The following is a 14,069-nucleotide window of genomic DNA, read 5'->3' on the forward strand; positions in this document are numbered from 1 at the left end:
GACGACAGAACGGGCGGGACATACCGCACTGATCGATACTCGGGACATGCAGTTCGACGACGACGCCGACCTGGACACTTCAGAGGTCCAGGATGTGCGCCGCAACCGTGTCCCGGGTGGGAGGGCCACTGTCGGGGGCGGCATCGTCGGCGTCATCGCGGTGATCCTGGGCCTGCTCTTCGGGGTGGGCCCCGCCGAGCTGGGGCTGACGGACGGTGGCACGGCCCCGGAGCCGTACGCGTCGTCCGCCGGGCAGGTCGACCGGACCTGCAGGAAGGGCAGCGACGCGAACACTCGGGAGGACTGCCGGATCGTCGCGGTGGTCAACAACGTGCAGGACTTCTGGCGCGAGGAGTTCGCGCGGCACGGCGAGAACTACATGAACGCGACGACCGTCATGTTCACGGGCCGGGTGGCCACCGCGTGCGGCACGGCCACCGCGGAGGTCGGACCGTTCTACTGCCCCGCGGACCAGAAGGTCTATCTGGACCTCGACTTCTTCAACGATCTGCGGGACAAGTTCGGGGCGACCGGCGGCCCGTTCGCTCAGGCGTACGTCGTCGCTCACGAGTACGGCCACCACATCCAGAACATGACGGGCACGCTGGCCCGGGTTCAGGACAGGCAGCAGGGTGCGGGCAGCAACGCGGTGCGCGTGGAGCTGCAGGCGGACTGCTACGCCGGGGTGTGGGCGCGCCACGCGACGACCTCTCCGGACGAGAAGACGGGGCGTCTGCTGCTGACGCGGCTGACGGACGCCGACATCCAGGACGGCCTGAACGCCGCCGCCTCGGTCGGCGACGACCGGATCCAGGAGAAGCTGCAGGGCCGGGTCACTCCCGAGTCATGGACGCACGGTTCGGCGGCGCAGCGCCAGCAGTGGTTCTACAACGGCTACCGCACGGGCGACATGGCCCGGTGCAACACCTTCCGCTGACTGTCAGTGGGCGCTGCCAGACTGAGACTCGGATCACATTCCTGTCGTCGAGCGAGGAGAAGGAGTGGTCGAGATGGCGGAGGCACCGGGCATCTGTCCGACGCTGCTGTACGCGGACGCCACGGCCGCGATCAAGCAGCTCACCGAGGCCTTCGGCTTCACCGAGAACGCGGTGTACGAGGGCGAGGACGGCAAGGTCGTCCACGCCGAGCTGTCGTACGGGAACGGGATGGTGATGCTGGGCAGCAAGGGCACGGGCAGCGAGTTCGACAAGCTGATGGAGGGTGCAGGACCGGCCGGTGTGTTCGTCCATGTCGACGATGTGGACGCGCATCACAACAGGGCTGTCGAGCACGGCGTGGAGATCCTGCTGCCGCCCACCGACCAGGACTACGGCTCCCGGGACTACATGAGCCGTGATCTGGAGGGGAACGTGTGGAGCTTCGGGACGTACAGGCCGGGGGCGGCGGAGTCGTAGACCGCTCGCCGTTCCTCGTCCTCGTTCCTCTCTTCGTTCGCGTTCTGGTTCTCGTTCTGGTTCTCGTTCTGGTTCGCGCTCTCGTTCGCGTTCTCGAGCGTCCGCCCGCTGGGCGGGCCCGCGGTCAGGCTCCTCCGGTGTGCACCTGGAAGGCCGCGCGGCGGACGGCCTTGGCCAGCGCAGGGTCGGGATGGGCGGCCGCGAGAGCCACGAGGACCTGCACGGTGCGGGGGTGGCCGACGGCTCTGACCTCGTCGAGCAGTGCGGGGACGGTGCCCTGGACCGCCGAGTCGAGATGGCGGACCAACAGGGCGCTCTCGCCGTGGTCGGCCACAGCCGCCGCGGTGTCCACCCAGAGCCAGGTCGTCTCTTCGCGGGTGAGGACCTCGGCGGCGTCCTCCGGGTCCGCTCCCTCGTACTCGGCGAGCCAGAGCAGGGCGTACGGCCGCAGGGAGGGCTCTTCGGCGGCGGCGCGCACTCCCGCCTCCGCGGGAGCGCCGACGACGCGGAGCGCCTCGAAGGCGAGCCCGCGCAGGAGGGCGTCCTCACCGCGGGCGGCGGCGAGCAGTTCCGTGACGGCGCTGGAGACGGTGCGGGCAGCGAGCCACGCGCGGTACTCGGCGCGGGCGGGACCCGGTGTGAGCCGGGCGCAGCCGCGGAGCATGTCCTCGGCGGACTGCTCGATATGGCCTGCGGGGCTCTGGGCGGCGACGCAGATCTGTTCGAGCTTGACCCAGACCGCCCAGTCGCCGAGAGGGGTGAGGGTGGCGCAGCCCTCGCCCAGAGTCAGCGCGCCCACCGCGGCCAGGCCCTCCAGGGCCCAGTCGAGCAGGGCGGAGAGGGGGACGTCGGCGGGCGGGCCGTCGGGCGCGGCCGCGGCCGGGCCGGACTGCGGACCGTAAGGCACTTCGCAGCGCTCCTCACGGAGTTCCGCGACGCGCTGCTGGAGCAGATCGAGCAGGGCCGGCACGAGCACGGGCCCCGCGGAGAGCTGGAGGAGGGAGAGCACCTGGGGGAATGCCTCGACGACCTCCGCGACAGCGGCGGGGGCGACGGCGGCAGGGGCGGGATGGACGAGGGACCAGGCGTCGAAGAGGGCGACCCAGCCGCGCAGCACGGCGGTGTCGTCGCGGTCCCATGCGTTCAGTCGCCAGCCGGGGCGCGCGGTCCCGCCGTGCAGTTCGACGAGTCCGGCGAGCCGGGCGCGGTCCCAGCCCGCGTGTGTCTGGTCCGGCGTCAGTTCCAGGTCCGCGGCGGCCCGTTCCCGCTCGGCGGGTCCGCCCGCCGCACGGTGTGCGGCCGCCCAGCGGGCGACACGTACCGCGTCGGCGAGGACTTCGCGCGCCTGGCGGGCCAGTTCCGCGGGGGGCGGGGTGCCCTCGGGCGGGCGCGGAGCAGGTCGGGTACGCCGGTTCGTCACGGCGTGGCGCGCCGTGGCGGTGGGTCGTGGGCGGACAAGACGGAGCCTGGAGTCGCGCAGGTTACGGGACGTCACGGGGAGCAGTCTTCCCGCTGTCGGCCCGAAAGCCCAATCGGAATGCGGGATCCCCTGGGAGAGGCTCGCTGCGGGCAGCTGGATCAGCCGTGCAGCACCGCTGGATCAAACGTGCTCATCGCCCCCGCACCGCTAGATCAAGGGGGTGAGGAAGCGGCGGAGGGCCTCCTCGTAGCGCGCCGGGCCGGCGTTCCACATGGCGGAGTGCGGGGCGTGGGGCACGGTCTGGAGGGTGACCAGGTCGGGACGGCGGGCCGCGAAGTCACGGGAGGGCTGCCACGGGGCGAGGGTGTCGTCGGGGCCGTGGAAGACGATGGTGGGCACGCGCAGCGCGTCCGGGTCCGCGGCCGCCCTCAGCCGGTCGGCGTGCAGTCCGGTGCGGCCTTCGGCGGCGCGCACGGCGAGCGGCAGCAAAGGGCCCGGGAGGCGCCGGGCGGCGGCGAGGGCGCGCAGCGTCGCCTCCCAGTCGAGCACCGGGGAGTCCAGGACGAGCCCGGCGATCCGGTCCCGGAGCGCGGAGTTGGCGGCCGCGTGGAGAGCCATCGAGGCGCCGGTGGACCAGCCGTGCAGGATCACGCGCTCGGCGCCCTCGCGGACGGCGAAGCGGATGGCCGCGTCGAGGTCGCGCCATTCGGAGTCGCCGAGGTGGCCGAGGCCGTCCGGGGAGCCTGGTGCGCCGGGGTCGCCGCGGTAGGCCAGGGCCAGCACGGGGAAGCGCCGCTCGGTGAGGAACGGCATGAGGTTCATGGCGTGTTCCCGGGTGGCGCCGAGGCCGTGCACCGCGATGATCCAGGTGGAGCGGGGCCCGGGTACGAGCCAGGCGGGCAGGGAGCCCAGTTCGCCAGCGATCTCCACGTCCTCGTGGTCGATCCCCAGGGCATCGGCCGGGTTGCCAGTGTGGACCTGCGGGGTGAACCGCACCTTGGTGCCGGTGTCGAGGCTGCCGTGCTCGACCCGCTCCAGCCGGCGGACGACGGTGTCCGCGGCGTGCGGCACATTGTCGAGGACGGGGCCCACGACCGCGTGCAGATCGGGGGCGGTGAGTCCGTAGGTACCGGGCCGCAGGGAGACGAGGCTGCGGGTGAGGGTTATCCGGCCGGGTCCGGTGGCGTGCACCGTGAGCCGGGGCTCACCGGGCAGGGGCCGTCCCGGGGACGCCTTGAGCGCGGCGTCGCTGGCGTACCGGCCGGCCGCGAAGGCGGCCGCGCCGAGACCGATCAGGGTGGTGACGGCCGCTGCCGTCGCTGTAGCCGGGCGCACCGTTCCAGTGTCGGTACGTCTTCGCCGGGCTGCCAGTGGGCGGGTACGGCACGGGTGATGCCGCAGGGGGCCGACGTCAGCGCGACTGGCCGTAGCCGCGGAGCTTCTCCGCCACGTCCTGGAGCTGGGAGCGGGAGAGCAGGGAGGGTTCCCGGCCGGGCAGCGAGCCGGCGGCGAGCCAGAGCCGGCACATCCACTCCAGCTGGGCGGTCCGGTCGTAGGCCTGGTCGAGTGAGTTTCCGTAAGTGATGGTCCCGTGGTTCTGGAGGAGACATCCCGTGCGGTCCTCGAGCGCCCGGAGCACGTTCTCGGCCAACTCTTCCGTTCCGTACAGGGCGTACGGAGCGACTCGGACGGGGCCGCCGAGGGTCGCGGCCATGTAGTGGATCAGCGGCACCTCGCCGACCAGGGTGGAGACGGCGGTGGCGTGCACGGCGTGGGTGTGCACGACGGCGACAGCGTCCGTGCCGCGGTAGACCGCGAGGTGCAGCGGCAGCTCACTGGTGGGCGTGAGGTCCCCGAGGATCTGCCGCCCGTCGAGTCCGACCCCGACGGCGTCCTCGGCGGCGAGCCGGTCGTACGGCACTCCGCTCGGCGTGACCAGGACGATGTCGCCCGCGTCGGTCGCGACCCGTACGGAGACGTTGCCCGAGGTCCCGACGACGAGTCCGTCGGCGGCGGTTCTGCGGGCGGTGGCCACGAGCTCCGCCCACGCCTGCGAGATCGCTTCCTGCCCCTGCTGTGTCATGGGGTGATCCTGTCAGGCCGCCCTGCCGGACCGGTCCTCGGGCGAGGCGGCCCGCTGCCGGCGGGCTGGTCGTACTGGACGATCCGGCAGTACGACAACGGCGGCGGAAGCCTGCCGGGTGACCAGGATCTCTTCAACGGATCCGCCGCACACCGAGGGGGCTTCGCCGCGCGGCAGCAAAATGTCCCCCGCGGCCGTACTGGCACCGGTTCTGCCGGGTTTCCCGCTGCCCGCCCCGCTTCGCTCCCGTCGCTCCACTTCACAAGCGGAGTGGCAGAAACTCGCCTCGGACACTGCGAAGCCCGCCTCAGTTAACCTTCCGTTCATCCAGGTTGCCTACGTTCAGCGCGCCACTGACGTCCAATAGAAGCCTGGGTAAATGGAAAACATCACGCTTCTCCTCGGGATCGTGATCATCACCGCTCTCGTGTTCGATTTCACGAACGGTTTCCACGACACAGCCAACGCGATGGCGACGACCATCTCGACCGGTGCACTCAGACCAAAGACGGCGGTGGCCATGTCCGCCGTACTCAATCTCGTCGGCGCCTTCCTGTCCGTCGAGGTCGCGAAGACGATCTCCGGCGGGATCATCAACGAGAGCGGCATCCGCACGGAGGTGATCTTCGCGGCGCTCGTGGGCGCGATCCTGTGGAACCTCTTCACCTGGCTGCTCGGCCTGCCGTCGAGCTCCTCCCACGCGCTGTTCGGCGGTCTCATCGGCGCCGCCGTGATGTCCGCCGGCTTCTCGGCGGTGAACGGCGGCACCATCGTCACCAAGGTGCTGATCCCGGCCGTCGCCGCGCCGATCGTCGCCGGTCTCGCCGCGCTGCTCGCGACGAAGCTGACGTACAAGATCGGCAGCAGGGCCGACGACAAGGCCACCTCCAAGGGCTACCGCGCCGGCCAGATCGCCTCCGCCGGCCTGGTCTCCCTCGCCCACGGCACCAATGACGCGCAGAAGACCATGGGTGTCATCACGCTGGCGCTGGTCACCGGCGGCGTCCTCGCCCCCGGCTCGAACCCCCCGATGTGGGTCATCGTCTCCGCCGGCATGGCGATCGCGCTCGGTACGTACCTGGGCGGCTGGCGCATCATCCGCACCATGGGCAAGGGCCTGACCGACCTCCGGCCGCAGCAGGGCTTCGCCGCCCAGACCAGCGCCGCGACGGTCATCCTGGCCTCCTCGAACCTCGGCTTCTCGCTCTCCACCACCCAGTCCTGCTCCGGGGCCGTGATGGGCGCGGGCCTCGGCCGCAAGGGCGGCGTGGTCCGCTGGTCCACCGCCACCCGGATGTTCGTCGCCTGGGGCCTGACCCTGCCGGCCGCTGGTCTGGTCGGTGCCGCGGCCGAGTTCCTGACCAGTCAGGGCACCTGGGGCGTCATCGCCGTCGGCGTGCTGCTGGTTGCGAGCTCCGCTGTGATCTGGTCGCTCTCGCGCCGCAAGCCGGTCGACCACACGAACGTCACCGACGACGAGGCCGCCGACGCCGAGCAGGCAGGCGCCACGGCGCTGGACGACCTGAAGGTCACCATCCCCGCCCCGGCCGCCCCCGCCGGTGAGCCCGCCCCCGCCCCCACCGCCGCGGCGTAAGGAGGAAACGAAAGCATGAAGATCGACTGGGCAGCTCTCGGCTCCGTCTTCGGCGTGAGCCTCGTCGTCACCGTCGCCCTGGTGGGCTTGTTCACCCTGGGCGTCGTGGGTCTCTCCAAGCAGGAAGCCGCCTCCGCGCAGGGAGGCTCCGCGGTCCTGGCCCGCACGGGTGCCTACGCCTGCTTCGCGCTGTGCGCGGCGGCGGTCGCGTACGGGATCTTTCTGATCGTCGCCTGATCCGGCAGACCACTTCGTCCGGTCCGTGCCCCATCACCGGGGCAGAGGACCGGACGAAGGTTTTTGCGGCGCGGAAGGTCAGGCCCCACGGCCACTGCCGCGACGCAGGTCAGTGCTGATAACTGGAGTAGTCGAGGTAGCCGGTGTCGCCGCCCCGGTACCACGTCTCCTGGTCGCTCTCGCGCAGCGGGAGTCCGAGACGGAGCCGCTCCACCAGGTCCGGGTTGGCGAGGTAGGCGCGGCCGTAGCTGATCAGGTCCGCTCCGAGGGCGAGCCAGCGCTCGCCGAGCGCCCTGTCGGTCGGCTTCGGGCCGATCTGCCCGCCCGGGTTGACGATGAACGCGCCGGGCCACGCCTTGCGCAGCCCGACGAGCACGTCGTCCTCGGCTGCGACCAGGGTATGGACGTAGGCGAGACCGATCGGGGCGAGCGCCTCCAACAGGGCCCCGTACAGCTGCGGCACGTCGTCCTCGACCATGTCCCAGACCTGGCCCCCCGGGGAGAGACGGATGCCCACACGGTCGGCGCCGATGGCGTCGGCCGCCGCCTCCGCCGCCTCGACGGCGAAGCGGATGCGTCCGGTGATGGAGCCGCCGTAGGCGTCGGTGCGGCGGTTGGCGTTGGAGGACAGGAACTGCTGGATCAGATAGCCGTTCGCCCCGTGCAGCTCGACGCCGTCGAAACCGGCGTCGATCGCCCGGCGCGCCGCGTCGGCGAACACCTGCACCTCGCGCTTGACCTCGCCGGTCGACAGGGCCCGAGGGACGGGGGCGGGCAGAAGTCCCTTGGGGCCGGTGAACAGTTCGCCCTTCAGCGCGATCGCGGAGGGTGCGACGGGGTGGTGGCCGACGGTCTCGGGATGCGCGACCCGGCCGGAGTGCATGAGCTGGGCGAAGATCCTTCCGCCATTGGCGTGCACCGCGTCGGTCACCGGCCGCCACGCCGCGACCTGCTCATCACTGTGCAACCCGGGGGTGTTGGGGTTCGACTGCCCCTGCAGGCTCGGCTGCACCCCTTCACTGACGATCAGGCCGGCGGTGGCGCGCTGGGCGTAGTAGGTCGCCGACGACGCGGCGGGTATGCCGTTCTGTGAGGCGCGAGCCCGGGTCATCGGGGCCATCACGACGCGGTTGGGCAGCCGGAGGTTTCCTAGCTGGTAGCTCTCGAACAGGCTGGTCACAGTCATTCCCTTTGCTCTGCAGGACGTGCTGGTCGGTCGTGAGCTACGCTAAAACCTGACGTTGACGTCAGAGGCAAGTCCTGTGGTCCGGATCACCGATGGGGTCCGGACCACCGGTGAGGCATCGGGAGGCAATGTGCGTATCGGCGAGCTCGCCACCAGGACGGCCGTGAGCGTGCGCGCCCTGCGCTACTACGAGGAGCAGCAACTGCTCGCGTCGGAACGCAGCCCCAGTGGACAGCGCCGGTACCCGGAGACCGCGATCGAGCGCGTCATCCTGATCCAGCAGCTGTATGCCGCGGGGCTGTCCAGCAGGACGATCCGGGGGCTCCTTCCCTGTATCAACACGGGAGTCAGCACACCGGAGTCCCTTGCCCTGCTGAAGGCCGAACGCGACCGGATCGGCGACCGGATCGGCGAACTGGTCAGCACCCGGGACCGGCTCGACGCCGTGATCGCCGCGGCCGAGGGGACGGACCACTAGGTCGTGCGCCGGCGTGTGGGACTCCGCGCGCCCGCGAGCGGGACTCCGTGCGGCTCCGTGTGGGACTCCGCACACTGTCCCGTCGCAGGTCAAGGGCGAGTTGACGGGTGTTCTCGGCCCGTGGTGGACTTCCGGAGCCATTTACGGCGGCAGAAGAGGAAGCCGGTGCGAATCCGGCGCGGTCCCGCCACTGTCACGGGTGCGTCCCCGTTCAACGGGACGCTGCCCGAAGCCAGGAACTCTCTCCCGCCGGTCACGTCGAGCCAGGGCGCGGACCCTGAGTGAGGACGAACATGCGTGCAGAGCGGACCTTTGCATGCGGTGTCGCTGCCGGACTCGCCGGCGACCTGCTCCTCGGCGATCCGCGCCGTGGGCATCCGGTCGCCGCGTTCGGCCGGGCCGCCGCTGCCGTCGAGCGGGCGCTGTGGCGCGACCACCGAGGGTGGGGCGCGGTGCACACCGCTGTCTGCGCCGGGGGCGCCGTCGTCGCGGGCGCGCTGGCCGCTGCTTCCGTGCGCCGTTCCCGTACGGCATCGATCGCGCTGACCGCGGCCGCCACCTGGGCCGTGGTCGGCGGCACGTCGCTGGGGCGGGAGGCCCGGGCGATCGGCGGGGCGCTGGCGGCCGGGGACATCGAGGTCGCCCGGGAGCGGCTGCCCCATCTGTGCGGGCGTGACCCGCAGTCGCTGGACGGACCGGGGATCGCCCGGGCGGTCGTCGAGTCCGTCGCCGAGAACACCTCCGACGCGGTCGTCGGCGCCCTGGTGTGGGGGGCGCTCGGCGGGGTGCCGGGGCTCGTGGGCTTCCGTGCCGTGAACACCCTGGACGCGATGGTGGGCCACAAGTCGTCCCGCTACCGGCGGTACGGCTGGGCGTCGGCGCGGCTCGACGACGTCGCGGGCTGGCCGGGCGCCCGGCTGACGGCGGCAATGGCGACGGTCGCCGGCGGGAATCCCCGGGGTGCGGTACGGGCCTGGCGCGAGGATGCCGCGAAGCATCCGAGCCCCAACGCCGGCCCGGTGGAGGCGTCGTTCGCGGGGGCGCTCGGAGTGAGGCTCGGCGGGACGCTGTCCTACGGGGGGCGGGTCGAGCACCGGCCCGTGCTCAACGGGGACGGCCGGGCCGTCGAAGTCGCGGACATCGAACGTGCGGTGCGGCTGTCGCGTCGCGTGGGGGTGCTGGCACTCGCGGCGTGCGCGGGCGCGCGGCTCGTATACGGGGCTGTCAGGGGGAGGCGTAGATGAGTGGCGGTGGACTGCTGGTCGCCGGGACGACGTCGGACGCGGGCAAGAGCGTCGTCACGGCGGGGATCTGCCGGTGGCTGGTGCGCCAGGGCGTGAAGGTCGCGCCCTTCAAGGGACAGAACATGTCCCTCAATTCGTTCGTGACGCGCGAGGGCGCGGAGATCGGCCGTGCGCAGGCCATGCAGGCGCAGGCGGCTCGGGTGGAGCCCTCCGCGCTGATGAACCCCGTGCTGCTCAAGCCGGGCAGCGACCGGTCCAGCCAGGTCGTGCTGATGGGCAAGCCGGTGGGCGAGATGAGTGCGCGCGGGTTCTTCGGGGGGTCCGGGCCCGCGGCGCAGCCGCGATCAGGTGCTGTGTCTCCCGGGAAAATGCTGCACGGCGGGCGGCAGCAGGCGCTGTTCGGGCCCGTCATGGAGTGCCTGGAGGAGCTGCGGGGCACGTATGACGCCGTGATCTGCGAGGGGGCCGGCAGCCCGGCCGAGATCAATCTGCGGCGCACGGACATCGTGAACATGGGCATCGCCCGGGCTGCGGGCTTCCCCGTGGTGGTGGTCGGGGACATCGACCGGGGCGGGGTGTTCGCGCAGTTCTTCGGTACGACGGCGCTGCTCGCTCCTGAGGACCAGGAGCTGATCGCCGGCTATCTGGTGAACAAGTTCCGCGGTGACGTCACGCTCCTGGAGCCGGGTCTGGAGATGCTGCACGGGCTCACCGGGCGGCGGACGTACGGTGTGCTGCCCTACGCGCACGGGCTCGGCATCGACGAGGAGGACGGCCTGCACGTTTCTCATAAGCACAGTTCCCTGCGGGGTGCGGTACGCGAGTCCGTCGTCGCCCCGCCGGTCGGCGAGGACGTGCTGCGCGTCGCGGTCTGCGCCGTACCGCTGATGTCCAACTTCACCGATGTGGACGCACTGGCTGCCGAGCCGGGCGTGGTCGTGCGCTTCGTGGACCGCGCCGAGGAACTCGCCGACGCCGACCTGGTCGTCGTGCCCGGCACGCGCGGCACCGTGCGCGCCCTGGAGTGGCTGCGCGAACGGGGCCTCGCGGACGCGATCGCCCGCCGCGCGGCGCAGGGCCGTCCGGTGCTCGGTATCTGCGGTGGCTTCCAGGTGCTGGGCGAGCGGATCGAGGACGAGGTCGAGTCACGGGCCGGGTCCGTGGCGGGGCTCGGGCTGCTGCCGGTGCGGGTGCGGTTCGCGCCCGAGAAGACCCTCGCGCGGCCGGTGGGTGAGGCGCTCGGAGAGCCGGTCGAGGGGTACGAGATCCACCACGGTGTCGCCGAAGTCCTCGGCGGAGAGGCCTTCTTGGACGGCTGCCGGGTCGGATCGGTGTGGGGCACCCACTGGCACGGCTCGCTGGAGAGCGACGGCTTCCGGCGGGCGTTCCTGCGCGAGGTGGCCGCGGCCGCCGGGCGCCGTTTCGTGCCGGCCCCCGACACGAGCTTCGGCGCGCTGCGCGAGGAACAGCTGGACCGGCTCGGCGACCTGATCGAGGAGCACGCCGACACCGACGCGCTGCTCGGCCTGATCGAGGGCGGCGCGCCCGCCGGGCTGCCGTTCATCGCGCCGGGCGCGCCGTGAGCGCCTGTGGCGGGGCTCCTTCGGAGCGCATCCGGGGGTACCCCCACGCCGCAGGGCGTAGGGGGAGTTCGAGGACGGCCACCCCGGCCAACCCGGCGCTGCCGGTTCCGGATGGAGCGCAACGGCCTCGGCAGGTTACGAACGAGCCGCGCATCCGGCGTGGCTCCAGCGAAGGAGTGATCACCCGATGAGCACCCCCTACCCGTTCACCGCGATCGTCGGAATGGACGATCTGCGGCTCGGGCTCCTGTTGAACGCGGTCTCGCCCGCGGTCGGCGGTGTGCTCGTACGCGGTGAGAAGGGCACCGCCAAGTCGACCGCCGTGCGGGCGCTCGCGGCGCTCATGCCGGATGTCGACGTCGTCGCCGGGTGCCGGTTCTCCTGCGCGCCCGGGGCGCCCGACCCGACGTGTCCGGACGGACCGCACGAGGCGGCTCCCGGTACGGCGCGGCCCGCCCGGATGGTCGAACTCCCCGTCGGTGCTTCGGAGGACCGGCTCGTCGGCGCGCTCGACATCGAACGGGCGCTCGCGGACGGCGTGAAGGCCTTCGAGCCGGGGCTCCTCGCGGACGCGCACCGCGGGGTGCTGTACGTCGACGAGGTCAACCTGCTCCACGACCACCTGGTGGATCTGCTGCTGGACGCCGCCGCGATGGGCGCGTCGTACGTCGAGCGCGAAGGCGTCTCCGTACGCCATGCCGCGCGCTTCCTGCTGGTCGGGACGATGAACCCCGAAGAGGGCGAGCTGCGGCCGCAGTTGCTCGACCGGTTCGGTCTGACCGTGGAGGTCGCGGCGTCGCGGGAGCCGGAGCAGCGGGTGGAGGTCGTGCGGCGGAGACTGGCGTACGACGAGGACCCGGCCGCCTTCGCGACGCGCTGGGCGGACGAGGAGGAGGCGCTGCGCGAGCGAATCGTGGCGGCGCGGACGCTGCTGCCTTCCGTGGTGCTCGGTGACGCCGCGCTGCGGCAGATCGCGGCGACGTGCGCGGCGTTCGAGGTGGACGGCATGCGCGCCGACATCGTGATGGCCAGGACGGCGACGGCACTGGCCGCGTGGGCGGGGCGTACGGACGTCCTCGAGGAGGACGTCCGGCAGGCCGCGCTGCTGGCGCTCCCCCACCGGCGGCGCCGCAACCCGTTCGACGCGCCGGGCCTCGACGAGGACAAACTGGACGAGACGCTGGAGCAGTTCGGCGGGGACGACGAGCCGGAGCCCGATCCGGACCCGGATGGCCCGGGCGGCGGGCCCGGCGGCGGCATTCCGCCGCAGGGGCACGGGCCCGATGCCGCGCCGCCCGCCGAGCAGCCGGGGCAACCGGAGCCGTCCGCCTCCCGGACCCCCTCCGGCGCGGGCGAGCAGGCCGCCGTACGGGCCGCCGAGCCGTTCCGTACGAAGATGCTGAGCGTGCCCGGCCTCGGCGAAGGGGCCGCGGGACGTCGCTCCCGGGCGCGTACCGAGCACGGCCGGACCACCGGCGCCCGCCGCCCCCAGGGAACGCTCACCAAGCTGCACTTGGCGGCGACCGTGCAGGCCGCGGCACCGCACCAGCGGGCGCGCGGGCGTTCGGGACCGGGGCTCGTGGTCCGGCGCGACGATCTGCGCCAGGCGACCCGCGAGGGCCGCGAGGGCAATCTCGTGCTGTTCGTCGTGGACGCGTCCGGCTCGATGGCGGCCCGGCAGCGCATGAGCTCCGTGAAGGGCGCGGTGCTGTCGCTGCTGCTCGACGCCTACCAGCGGCGCGACAAGGTCGGTCTGGTCACCTTCCGCGGCACGGGCGCGGACGTGGCGCTGCCGCCGACGTCGTCCGTGGACGCGGCCGCCGCACGCCTGGAGCAGCTGCCGACGGGCGGGCGGACCCCGCTGGCCGCAGGCCTGCTCAAGGCGCACGACGTGTTGCGCGTGGAGCGCCTGCGCGATCCGTCGCGCCGGCCGCTGCTGGTGGTGGTGACGGACGGCCGGGCGACCGGCGCACGCGGCGGTGACGCCCTCGCGCTCGCGGCACGCGCCGCACGGCTGCACGCCGACGGGAACACCGCGGCCGTGGTCGTGGACTGCGAGGCGGGGCCGGTACGGCTCGGTCTCGCCGGGAATCTCGCCCGCGAACTCGGCGGCACCGCCGTCACCCTCGACGAGCTGCGCGCCGACAGCATCGCGGGGCTGGTCAGAGACGTACAGGCAGCAACCACGGGAAGCAACAGGAGGGCCGCGTAGTGCCGCAGGGACAGCCGACCGTCGTTCCGGACGACGGACTCACCACCCGCCAGCGCCGTAACCGCCCGCTGGTCATGGTGCACACCGGCATCGGCAAGGGGAAGTCGACGGCCGCCTTCGGAATGGCGTTGCGCGCCTGGAACCAGGGGTGGCCGGTCGGGGTGTTCCAGTTCGTCAAGTCGGCGAAGTGGAAGGTCGGCGAGGAGAACGCGCTGAAGGTCCTCGGCGCGAGCGGCGAGGGCGGCGCCGTCGACTGGCACAAGATGGGCGAGGGCTGGTCCTGGATCCAGCGGGCCCCGGCGGACGGCGAGCAGTCCCACGAGGACAAGGCGCGCGAGGGCTGGGAGCAGGTCAAGCGGGATCTGGCGGCGGAGAAGTACACGTTCTACGTCCTCGACGAGTTCGCGTATCTGCTGCACTGGGGCTGGATCGACACGGCCGAGGTGATCCAGGTGCTGCGCGACCGTCCCGGCACCCAGCACGTCGTCATCACCGGCCGCAACGCGCCGCAGGAGCTGGTCGACTTCGCCGATCTCGTCACCGACATGTCCAAGGTCAAGCATCCGATGGACGCGGGCCAGAAGGGCCAGCGGGGCATCGAATGGTAGGCACCCAGT

13 protein-coding genes, 1 pseudogene and 1 riboswitch are annotated in these 14,069 nt (G+C 72.3%); of the genes and pseudogenes, 10 read left to right on the forward strand and 4 right to left on the reverse strand.

Annotation, left to right across the window (positions count from 1 at the left end):
• Positions 1 to 46: 46 nt before the first annotated feature.
• A complete protein-coding gene (gene ypfJ, locus ACZ6ZQ_RS21860) occupies positions 47 to 937 on the forward strand; it encodes a KPN_02809 family neutral zinc metallopeptidase (RefSeq protein ID WP_469770169.1) in 891 nt (296 codons plus the stop codon).
• Positions 938 to 1,010: 73 nt separating this feature from the next.
• Entirely contained in the window at positions 1,011 to 1,415 is a 405-nt protein-coding gene (locus tag ACZ6ZQ_RS21865; RefSeq protein WP_469770170.1) for a VOC family protein, read from the forward strand.
• Between the two features lie 124 nt (positions 1,416 to 1,539).
• Here the strand turns inward: ACZ6ZQ_RS21865 and ACZ6ZQ_RS21870 are convergent, their stop codons facing one another.
• From ACZ6ZQ_RS21870 to ACZ6ZQ_RS21880, 3 genes are all read right to left on the reverse strand, one after another.
• Positions 1,540 to 2,910 (reverse strand): hypothetical protein, encoded by a 1,371-nt coding sequence (locus tag ACZ6ZQ_RS21870; RefSeq protein ID WP_469770171.1) that lies wholly within the window; start codon positions 2,908 to 2,910, stop codon positions 1,540 to 1,542.
• A gap of 132 nt (positions 2,911 to 3,042) precedes the next feature.
• Positions 3,043 to 4,170 (reverse strand): alpha/beta hydrolase, encoded by a 1,128-nt coding sequence (locus ACZ6ZQ_RS21875; RefSeq protein ID WP_469770172.1) that lies wholly within the window; start codon positions 4,168 to 4,170, stop codon positions 3,043 to 3,045.
• 76 nt (positions 4,171 to 4,246) lie between these two features.
• A complete protein-coding gene (locus tag ACZ6ZQ_RS21880; RefSeq protein ID WP_469770173.1) occupies positions 4,247 to 4,918 on the reverse strand; it encodes a class II aldolase/adducin family protein in 672 nt (223 codons plus the stop codon).
• Between the two features lie 48 nt (positions 4,919 to 4,966).
• Between ACZ6ZQ_RS21880 and ACZ6ZQ_RS21885 the strand changes: the two are divergent.
• The 3 genes and pseudogenes from ACZ6ZQ_RS21885 to ACZ6ZQ_RS21895 form a co-directional block, all read left to right on the forward strand.
• Positions 4,967 to 5,086: pseudogene (locus ACZ6ZQ_RS21885) on the forward strand (hydrolase); the annotation flags it as partial.
• A gap of 211 nt (positions 5,087 to 5,297) precedes the next feature.
• A complete protein-coding gene (locus ACZ6ZQ_RS21890; protein WP_469770174.1) occupies positions 5,298 to 6,512 on the forward strand; it encodes an inorganic phosphate transporter in 1,215 nt (404 codons plus the stop codon).
• A gap of 15 nt (positions 6,513 to 6,527) precedes the next feature.
• Positions 6,528 to 6,749 carry a hypothetical protein gene (locus ACZ6ZQ_RS21895; RefSeq protein WP_469770175.1) on the forward strand — a complete coding sequence of 74 codons (222 nt, stop codon included), beginning with the start codon at positions 6,528 to 6,530 and terminating at the stop codon, positions 6,747 to 6,749.
• A 109-nt stretch (positions 6,750 to 6,858) separates the two neighbouring features.
• On the opposite strand, the gene ACZ6ZQ_RS21900 is transcribed toward ACZ6ZQ_RS21895, so the two are convergent.
• A complete protein-coding gene (locus ACZ6ZQ_RS21900) occupies positions 6,859 to 7,929 on the reverse strand; it encodes an alkene reductase (protein WP_469770271.1) in 1,071 nt (356 codons plus the stop codon).
• A gap of 136 nt (positions 7,930 to 8,065) precedes the next feature.
• Here ACZ6ZQ_RS21900 and ACZ6ZQ_RS21905 point away from each other — a divergent pair, with 136 nt between their 5' ends.
• The 5 genes from ACZ6ZQ_RS21905 (at position 8,066) to cobO (ending at position 14,060) form a co-directional block, all read left to right on the forward strand.
• On the forward strand, positions 8,066 to 8,413 hold the full coding sequence (locus ACZ6ZQ_RS21905; RefSeq protein WP_469770176.1) for a MerR family transcriptional regulator: 348 nt from the start codon (positions 8,066 to 8,068) through the stop codon (positions 8,411 to 8,413).
• A gap of 107 nt (positions 8,414 to 8,520) precedes the next feature.
• Positions 8,521 to 8,675, forward strand: a riboswitch (cobalamin riboswitch).
• A 31-nt stretch (positions 8,676 to 8,706) separates the two neighbouring features.
• Positions 8,707 to 9,657 carry a cobalamin biosynthesis protein gene (locus ACZ6ZQ_RS21910; protein ID WP_469770177.1) on the forward strand — a complete coding sequence of 317 codons (951 nt, stop codon included), beginning with the start codon at positions 8,707 to 8,709 and terminating at the stop codon, positions 9,655 to 9,657.
• Complete coding sequence (locus ACZ6ZQ_RS21915; RefSeq protein WP_469770178.1) at positions 9,654 to 11,240, forward strand: cobyric acid synthase; 1,587 nt, start codon at positions 9,654 to 9,656, stop codon at positions 11,238 to 11,240. The genes ACZ6ZQ_RS21910 and ACZ6ZQ_RS21915 overlap by 4 nt, the downstream gene beginning before the upstream one ends.
• A gap of 187 nt (positions 11,241 to 11,427) precedes the next feature.
• Positions 11,428 to 13,452 (forward strand): putative cobaltochelatase, encoded by a 2,025-nt coding sequence (locus tag ACZ6ZQ_RS21920; protein ID WP_469770179.1) that lies wholly within the window; start codon positions 11,428 to 11,430, stop codon positions 13,450 to 13,452.
• The gene (cobO, locus tag ACZ6ZQ_RS21925) at positions 13,452 to 14,060 is read left to right on the forward strand and encodes a cob(I)yrinic acid a,c-diamide adenosyltransferase (RefSeq protein WP_453661338.1); all 609 of its coding nucleotides are present in this window, start codon (positions 13,452 to 13,454) and stop codon (positions 14,058 to 14,060) included. Before ACZ6ZQ_RS21920 ends, cobO begins: the two co-directional genes overlap by 1 nt.
• Positions 14,061 to 14,069: the final 9 nt, after the last annotated feature.

The organism is Streptomyces sp. NPDC053673, assembly GCF_055585225.1.

What these genes read in the sequence shown, in the direction of transcription:
- ypfJ (WP_469770169.1), top strand. Translation starts at nt 47, where the DNA reads ATGCAGTTCGACGACGACGCCGACCTGGACACTTCAGAGGTCCAGGAT.
- ACZ6ZQ_RS21865 (WP_469770170.1), top strand. Translation starts at nt 1,011, where the DNA reads ATGGCGGAGGCACCGGGCATCTGTCCGACGCTGCTGTACGCGGACGCC.
- ACZ6ZQ_RS21880 (WP_469770173.1), bottom strand. Translation starts at nt 4,918, where the DNA reads ATGACACAGCAGGGGCAGGAAGCGATCTCGCAGGCGTGGGCGGAGCTC.
- ACZ6ZQ_RS21890 (WP_469770174.1), top strand. Translation starts at nt 5,298, where the DNA reads ATGGAAAACATCACGCTTCTCCTCGGGATCGTGATCATCACCGCTCTC.
- ACZ6ZQ_RS21895 (WP_469770175.1), top strand. Translation starts at nt 6,528, where the DNA reads ATGAAGATCGACTGGGCAGCTCTCGGCTCCGTCTTCGGCGTGAGCCTC.
- ACZ6ZQ_RS21910 (WP_469770177.1), top strand. Translation starts at nt 8,707, where the DNA reads ATGCGTGCAGAGCGGACCTTTGCATGCGGTGTCGCTGCCGGACTCGCC.
- ACZ6ZQ_RS21915 (WP_469770178.1), top strand. Translation starts at nt 9,654, where the DNA reads ATGAGTGGCGGTGGACTGCTGGTCGCCGGGACGACGTCGGACGCGGGC.
- ACZ6ZQ_RS21920 (WP_469770179.1), top strand. Translation starts at nt 11,428, where the DNA reads ATGAGCACCCCCTACCCGTTCACCGCGATCGTCGGAATGGACGATCTG.